The 7,055-nt window shown below is 69.8% G+C and carries 4 protein-coding genes and 2 pseudogenes; 4 read left to right on the top strand and 2 right to left on the bottom strand.

Features of this window, described 5'->3' with window-relative positions:
- Window positions 1-554, top strand: a pseudogene (locus CCN51_RS54935) (hypothetical protein); the annotation flags it as partial.
- 230 nt (window positions 555-784) lie between these two features.
- Here CCN51_RS54935 and CCN51_RS14835 read toward each other — a convergent pair.
- A pseudogene (locus CCN51_RS14835) lies at window positions 785-1,924 on the bottom strand (S9 family peptidase); the annotation flags it as partial.
- 123 nt (window positions 1,925-2,047) lie between these two features.
- Here CCN51_RS14835 and CCN51_RS14830 point away from each other — a divergent pair.
- Complete coding sequence (locus CCN51_RS14830) at window positions 2,048-3,505, top strand: hypothetical protein (protein WP_086859629.1); 1,458 nt, start codon at window positions 2,048-2,050, stop codon at window positions 3,503-3,505.
- Between the two features lie 106 nt (window positions 3,506-3,611).
- Here CCN51_RS14830 and CCN51_RS14825 read toward each other — a convergent pair whose 3' ends face one another.
- Complete coding sequence (locus CCN51_RS14825; RefSeq protein WP_086859627.1) at window positions 3,612-4,898, bottom strand: cytochrome P450; 1,287 nt, start codon at window positions 4,896-4,898, stop codon at window positions 3,612-3,614.
- 353 nt (window positions 4,899-5,251) lie between these two features.
- Between CCN51_RS14825 and CCN51_RS14820 the strand changes: the two genes are divergently transcribed.
- Both CCN51_RS14820 and CCN51_RS14815 read left to right on the top strand, forming a co-directional pair.
- On the top strand, window positions 5,252-6,091 hold the full coding sequence (locus CCN51_RS14820; protein ID WP_086859625.1) for a VOC family protein: 840 nt from the start codon (window positions 5,252-5,254) through the stop codon (window positions 6,089-6,091).
- A 275-nt stretch (window positions 6,092-6,366) separates the two neighbouring features.
- A complete protein-coding gene (locus tag CCN51_RS14815; protein ID WP_086859623.1) occupies window positions 6,367-6,918 on the top strand; it encodes a hypothetical protein in 552 nt (183 codons plus the stop codon).
- The last annotated feature ends 137 nt before the right edge of the window (window positions 6,919-7,055 follow it).

Below are 7,055 nucleotides of genomic sequence, written 5' to 3'. Positions count from 1 at the left end.
GCCGGGTGGGCTGCTCGGCGGTGCTGGACCTCAACGACGCCCGCCGCCGAGCAGCCCACCCGGCCGCCAAACCCACCGTCCAACTCCCGCCCGATGAGTGGCTCGGCCTGCCGTCGGCCGATCAACTGCCCCAGGTCTGCGGGAAGTCGGCCATCACCGTCCCCGCGGACGCTGCCGGCGACCTCAAGACCGCGAAGTTCCGGCAGGACATCCCCTACCTCTCCGCCGCCTGGATTGCCGCCTACAAGCCCATCCGGTCCCACAACGAGGGGATCCACGGGCGCCTCAAGGGCGAGGAGATCGACATCGGCAACCCCAAGCACCGGCCCGCACCCGGCCAGGTCGCCCAGAACCTCCTCGTCGCCCTCATGGTCACCGCCGGCAACCTCGACATCCTCGAGACCTGGCTCTACCAACGCACCGGCAGCCACCTCACCGACACCGACTTCACCCCCGACCCCGGCGTCGCACCGTCCAGCTGTCCGAAACCGGGCGGGCCCGCACCGGTGGTGCACGCGGGACTGCCGCCGCCGCGACATCCCGCCGAACACTGAGCAGGCCGAACCACAGACCATCACCACCAGCCCCGACGCCCCGGGACCCTTCGTCACGCCCGCAACACGCACAACCGAGACGGCGCCACCGCCGACAGCGCAGACCGCCGCCATCTCCCACCCCGAACACGGTCGAACAGACCCCGGAAACGACAAAGACCCCGACCGATCATGAAGATCGGCGGGATCTCGTCAACCGCTCCCGAACGAACTCAAGAACGGCCGTTGTGCACCAGGGCGTGCACCTGTCCGCCGGGCCCCTCCACCCAGGCGTCGGTGACCTGCACCGATCCGGGCGCCCGCGGCCCCGGCGGGTCGAGCACCACCCGCCCGCTCGTGGACCGCACCTGCGGCGGCTCGGCCGCCGAGGACCACAGGAACTCGACCGTGCCGTCCGGCCGCGCTGTCGCCCCCGAGATGGTGCCGGACGGGGTGTCGAGGCGGGTCAGCTCGCCGGAGGCGAGGTCGTACCGCCACAGCTCGCTGCGCGCCTGGTAGCTGTGCTCGACCAGCAGCGCCGTCCCGTCCGGCACCCAGTCGGCGCCGACGTCCCCGGGCAGGTCGATGGCCAGCGCCGTCTCCACGCCGCTCTCCGGGTCCCACACCATGGGCTCCCAGCGGCCCCGCCGCTGGTGGCCGACCAGCAGCCGGTTGTCCCCGGAGACCGGGGCGAACCCCATGACAGCCAGGCCCAGCTCCTCCGTGCCGCCCTTGGTGTCGTCCAGCTCCGCGACGGGCGTGCCGTCCAGCCGTACGACCCGGATGGCCGAGTGCATGGCGTCGCCGTGCTCGGTGTGCTCGACCGCGATCAGCGTCCCGTCGTACGACAGGTCGCCCACCCCGGCCGACTCCCGGTGGCGGTAGATCTCCTGGGGCGCGGCCCCGGGCCGTACGACGTGGAGGGTGGAGCCGTCCTCGTCCGTGGACCGCCCGACGACCGCGGTGCCGTCGCGGCCGAGCGCCAGGCCGGCCGGGTAGGAGGGGGCGAGGCCGGGCGTCGCGGGCTCGTCCGCCGCGCCCTCTTCCTCTTCCCCGGCCTTCTCTTCCCCGGCCTTTTCCGCCCCGTCGCCCGGGGTGAACGGCTGGCGCATCCACACCCCGAACTCGTCGCCGTCGGTGTCCGAGAACCACCAGATCCACTGGCCGTCCGGGGAGAGCACCCCGTCCGTCGTACCGTTCGGCCGGTCGGTCACCTGGCGCTGCGCTCCGGTCGCCCGGTCCCACGCGTACAGCTCGTACGTCCCCGTCGCGTTGGACACGAACAGCGCGCGGTCCGGCGCGTCCTCCGCCCAGTCGGGCAGTGAGACGCGCGGGGCCCGGAAGCGTTTCTCCCAATCGGGCCGATCGGGCATGGTCTGTGCATCACTCATCCCCCCATCAAACCCGATCGGACCGGCGCCGATGGCTGTGATCCTTGCTAACGTGCGCATCACTCCGCACGCGTGAAGCGATCCGCGTGAAGCGAGACGCGGAGTGATACGGGGGCTGAAAGCATGGCGGCGTTCACCTATACGAACCTCCTCGAAATGGACCTCGGGAAGCTGGGCGCGGCGGTCGCCGACTGGAAGACCTTGGTGAGCGATCTCGAAAGGCTCCGGGGGGATGCCGACCGGGGCCTGGTACGGAAGTCGGACGCCGCGAAATGGGCCGGTCTCAATGCCACGGTTACCCGGGAATTCGTCCGCAAGACGGCGAAGGAGCTCCGGGATCTGCACCGGGAGGCGAAGAGCATCTGGAGCGTCCTGGACGATGCGAGCATCGAGCTGCGGGGCATCCAGCGGCGGGCGAGAAAGCTGGTCTCCGACGCGGCCAAGGAGAAGCCCGGACTGGTGGTCAAGGACCCGGGTGACGGCTCGGTGCGGGTGTCCGAGGCGCTGTGCAACGTCGACAGCGACAGCCAGCGCACCCATGACCTGATCAAGTGGTACGCCGATTCCATCACGGGGCTGGTCACCTACGCCGCGGAGATCGACGCCGCCGTCTGCCGCGCCCTGCGCGCCAGCCATGGCCAGGACCCCCGCGACGCGGGACACGCCGTCTACACCTCACTGGATGAGGACATGGCCCCCCGCGCGGTCGAGCTGGCCTCGTTGGGGGACAAGGCGACGCCGGAGCAGCGCGCGCAGCTGCGTCGGCTGTGGGAGTCCCTGAGTCCGCGGGCGCGCGGCGAGCTCTGGGCGGCACACAAGGACGACCTGGTGGCGGCGGGGGTCCTGGCCCCGCGGATCAGGCAGATCTCCCCGGACGCGGGGTCGGGCCGGCACGGTGTCGAGTCCCCTGGCTTCGGCGAGCGGATCTCGCTGGAGAAGGCCAAGGCGCTGGCGGAGGGTGCCTCGCTGATGGGGATGGACGCCGCCGCGCGGCATCTGATGCATTACCTGGATAATTCCGGCACAACGCTGGATTTGCCCGTCGACGAGATAATGAAAGGCGACGACGCATTTCGCGGCATGACCATCAACGACATCATGGACAACGAGGACAAATGGCGCGCTGAGGCGCTGGCGGAATTCAAGAAGAGCGGCGGCCGGCCGGTCGCCATCCCGGTGGAGACCGTGAACAGCTCCTTTCGCTTCAACCGGTCGGGCAATGAGGATTGGTACCTGGCTGTCGGCTCGGTCATGACGAATGTCAGCGGTGTGGTCACGGTGACGCCCGGGGCCGACGGAAAGCCCGACATGGGCCTCGACTACCAGCTCAATGCGTGGGACCGCTACAACTGGGATTCCGGAAAGGGAACCAAGATAGCCGGGGTCACTTTCACGGATGAGGAGATGGGCCGGCTCCACCGGACCGGGCTGGCCCAGGAATTCGACCTGCGGGGCAGCAGCTCGGTCATGCATCGCCGAATCCTGGAGGGCCCCGGGAGTCTCATGCCGGACCACCTGCCGGATGGGGGCAGGGACCCAGGCGGGCGCACGGACCCGGGCCGGGACGACCCGTACCGCTGAGCCGCCGCGCTGAGCCGCCGCGCCCCTGTGCCCCAGCCCCGCCGGGCGCCCTCGCGGGGCACCCGGCAGATGATCCAGATCGATCAGGGCTATCGGGGCGGGCGGGCTACTTCAGCGTCACCGGCAGCGCCTCGACGCCGTACACGATGGACAGTTTCCGGAACGCGAGCTTCTCCTGCGGGACGGCCAGCCGCATCTCCGGGAACCGCCGCACCAGTGCGGGGTAGGCCGCGCGCAGCTCCATCTTGGCCAGCTCGGCGCCGATGCACCGGTGGATGCCATGGCCGAAGGCCAGGTGGGACGGGGTCTGCCGGTGCGGATCGAACCGCTCCATATCCGGGCCGAGCTTCTCCTCGCGGTTGGCCCCGCTCAGCGAGCACAGTACGAGATCGCCGCTGGAGATCTTCGTACCGGCGATCTCCATGTCCTCTTTGGCGAACCGGGGGAAGGCCACCTGGACGACCGTCAGGTAGCGCAGCAACTCCTCGACGTACCGGTCGACCACGTCGTCGTTGTCGCGGATCTCCGCGAACTGCTCGGGGTTGCGGAGCAGTACCAGCGTGCCGAGCGCCAGCATGCTCGCGGTCGTCTCGAAGCCGCCGGTGAGCACCCCGTCGGCCAACCCGGCCAGCTCCTGGTCGTCGATCTCGTCGCCGTGCTCCTTCACCAGCATCCCGAGCAGCCCGTCGCCGGGCGACTCGCGCTGCTTCTTGACGATGTCGAGCAGATACGACAGCGAGTCGGATATCGCGCCGAACGAGGCGTCGGCCCCGTCGAACAGATCGAATCGCGCCATGCTCAGCTGCTGGAAGTCGGCGCGGTCCTCGTACGGCACGCCGAGCAGTTCGCAGATGACCAGGGAGGGGATGGGGAGGGCGAAGGACTGCACCAGATCGACCGGGTCCCCGGCCGCGCCCATCGCGGCCATCTCGTCGAGCCGTTCCTCGACGATGGAGTGGATGCGCGGAGTGAGCCTGCTGAGCCGGCGCATGGTGAACTCCGGCGTCAGCAGGCGGCGCAGTCTCGTATGTGTCGGTGGATCGCTGAAGCCGAGGCCGCCCGGATTCTGCTGTGCGGCGATGCCGATGTTCTTCTCGGCGAGGTTGGTGAAATCGGAGCTGAATCCGTTCGTCCGGCCCAGCACGGCCTTGGTCTCGTCGTACCCGGTGACAAGCCAGCCCTTCATCCCGAAAGGCAGGGGAAGCTTGCTTATGGGTTCCTTTGCCCTGGTACGGGACAATTCGTCCACGGGGTCCAGGCCATTGCGTCGCAGCGGGGCCAGCGTGGCGCTCGGCAAAAACGACATCTTGGACAGATCGAAGCCGTTCTTCTGAATTCTCGAAAAGTACTTGCGACCCAGCCAGGTGATGATGTTTGAGCGGAGATTCGACATGGCCGCAATACTGCCCTGCTTTGGCCGGGTGTCCGTAATGCGTCCCGTAGCACACCCAGTGTGATGCGCCACAGCGGGTGCGCCGATGTACCACCCAGTACGCGCCCCGGCGCTCGGCCGAGGTGGCGCGCTCCGGGAAAACGGAGGAAAGTGGAGCTATCGGGCATCATGTGCGAACGGTGAGGGCTGCGCGCACGCGGAGTCGGCAACCGTTCCGCGCGCGGGCAGTAAGGGCGCAGTAAGGGCGACTATTCCGCGCACGCGGAGGTGGAGTGAGGTGAGCGGGCGTGGAGAGGCGGGAGCGGCGGGAGCGATTCCGCGCCGTCCAAGGCGCGCCGTGCTGGGTGAGCCACATGGCGACCGACCTGGACCGCGCCCAGAGCTTCTACGGTGACCTCTTCGGCTGGCACTTCCGCCCCAGCCGCCACGGCCACGGCCGCTACACCATCGCGTTCACCCAAGACGGCGCCCCGACCGTCGGCATGGGCGTGCCGGCCGCGACCGGCGTGACCCTCCCCGTCACCTGGACCACCTACTTCGCGGCCGACAGCGCCGACGAGATCGCCTGGCGCGCGCGGGAGCGCGGCGGCACCGTCGCGGTCGGGCCGCTGGAGTTCGGCAGCGGCCGGGTGGCCTGGGCGGCCGACCCGGACGGCGCCATCTTCGGCATCTGGGAGGGCGAGCTCACCTCCGCCTGGTGGGGCGAGCGCAGACCGGGCGCCCCGGTCTGGCTCGAACTGCGCACCCGCGACGCCTTCGAGGCCGCGCTCTTCTACGGCCACGTTTTCGGCTGGGACGCCCAGGGCCAGGACCGCTGCGACGTCCGCTTCGAGCACGACCGCGTGGTGCTGCACATCGACGGCAAAGCCGTCGCAGGCCTGCGCGGTGGCGCCCTGGAAGCCACCCCCGACCCCAATGTCCGCCCCCGCTGGCACGTCTACTTCTGCGTCGACGACGTCGACCGCGTCGCCACCCAGGCCACCGCCCTCGGCGGCGGCATCATCTCCGCCCCCGCCGACACCCCGTACGGCCGTATCGCGGCCCTCCGCGACCCGGAGGGCGGACTCTTCAGCATCGCGGCGTCGGCGTCGGCGGCGACGACGACCACGGCGGCGACGGAACCGTTGGACGAGGGGGAGTCGTCGTACGACGCGGAATGGGACGGTGCGGAATCCCGCGACGCGGGCCCCTGACAAGAACTCGCCACCGGCCTGGAAGAGGAACAGGGGCATCGAGGAGTCCCCACACCACAAAGGGCATTGCCGGAAAGGGCGGCAGCGCCCACAAGACGGTCTTCCGCGCCGACACCCTCAACACCCCTCTGCTCCGCGGCCGCTGACGATGGCATCAACGGCCGAGTATGCGGGCATCACGTGGGGACCCCTCCCGATCTCCGGACCGTAAGCTCGCCGCCTGGCTCCGGACTCCTGATTCCCGACTCCGGACGAGATACGAAGGGCGGCATGCCATGTCGGATCCGACCACGGTGGGGCGCACACGACGTGCGGCCGGCCGCGTCCTGCTGGCCACGGTCACCGCGCTGGCCGCGGCGGGATGCGGCGACTCGGACGAGGGCACCGACACCGCCAAACCCTCGGCCTCCCATGCCTCGCGCAGCCCCTCGCCCACCACGTCCAGCCCGTCCAGCCCGTTCAGCCCGTCGCCGGCAGTGACAGCGGCCGACGGGAGCAACCCAGAGGCATGCACCGACGGGAACTGCGAGATCGCGGTGACCAAGCCGGTGACGATCCGTATCAAGCTCCCGGGCGGTCCCGCGAAGCTGTCCCTGACGAAGGTCGGCAAGAACGCGGTCGACTACAAGGTGACCTCGGGGAACGGCAAGACGAGCGGAGGGGCGAGCGGCGACGGCAGCGGCTGCGTCGCCGTCTTCCGCAGCGGCGGCAGCAGCAGTTCGTGCGGGATGGCGGGGCCGCCACCGGACAAGGTGGACGGAGCGGTCGTACTCCAGGTGGTGGCAGGGGCGGACGGCACCGCGATCCTTCGGCTCGTCTCGGCCTGACCCCATGGCACAAAGCCGATGAGTGGCGCATGAGGTGGCCGCCGACGAGGCGTCATTTCGCTGGTCACAGTCGTGTTAGCCGGACGTTAGTGGGGCGGCAGTGATGCGGTAGTGGCCCCGGTCAGAGTTGTTGTCGT

The organism is Streptomyces milbemycinicus (assembly GCF_002154605.1).
GTDB lineage: Bacteria > Actinomycetota > Actinomycetes > Streptomycetales > Streptomycetaceae > Streptomyces > Streptomyces milbemycinicus.
Note: the sequence above shows the minus strand (reverse complement) of the source record. Positions and strands in the feature narration are given on the sequence as shown.

Excerpts from the sequence above, each read along its gene's own strand:
- CCN51_RS14825 (WP_086859627.1), bottom strand. The coding sequence starts at position 4,898 with ATGTCGAATCTCCGCTCAAACATCATCACCTGGCTGGGTCGCAAGTAC.
- CCN51_RS14815 (WP_086859623.1), top strand. The coding sequence starts at position 6,367 with ATGTCGGATCCGACCACGGTGGGGCGCACACGACGTGCGGCCGGCCGC.
- CCN51_RS14820 (WP_086859625.1), top strand. The coding sequence starts at position 5,252 with ATGGCGACCGACCTGGACCGCGCCCAGAGCTTCTACGGTGACCTCTTC.
- CCN51_RS14830 (WP_086859629.1), top strand. The coding sequence starts at position 2,048 with ATGGCGGCGTTCACCTATACGAACCTCCTCGAAATGGACCTCGGGAAG.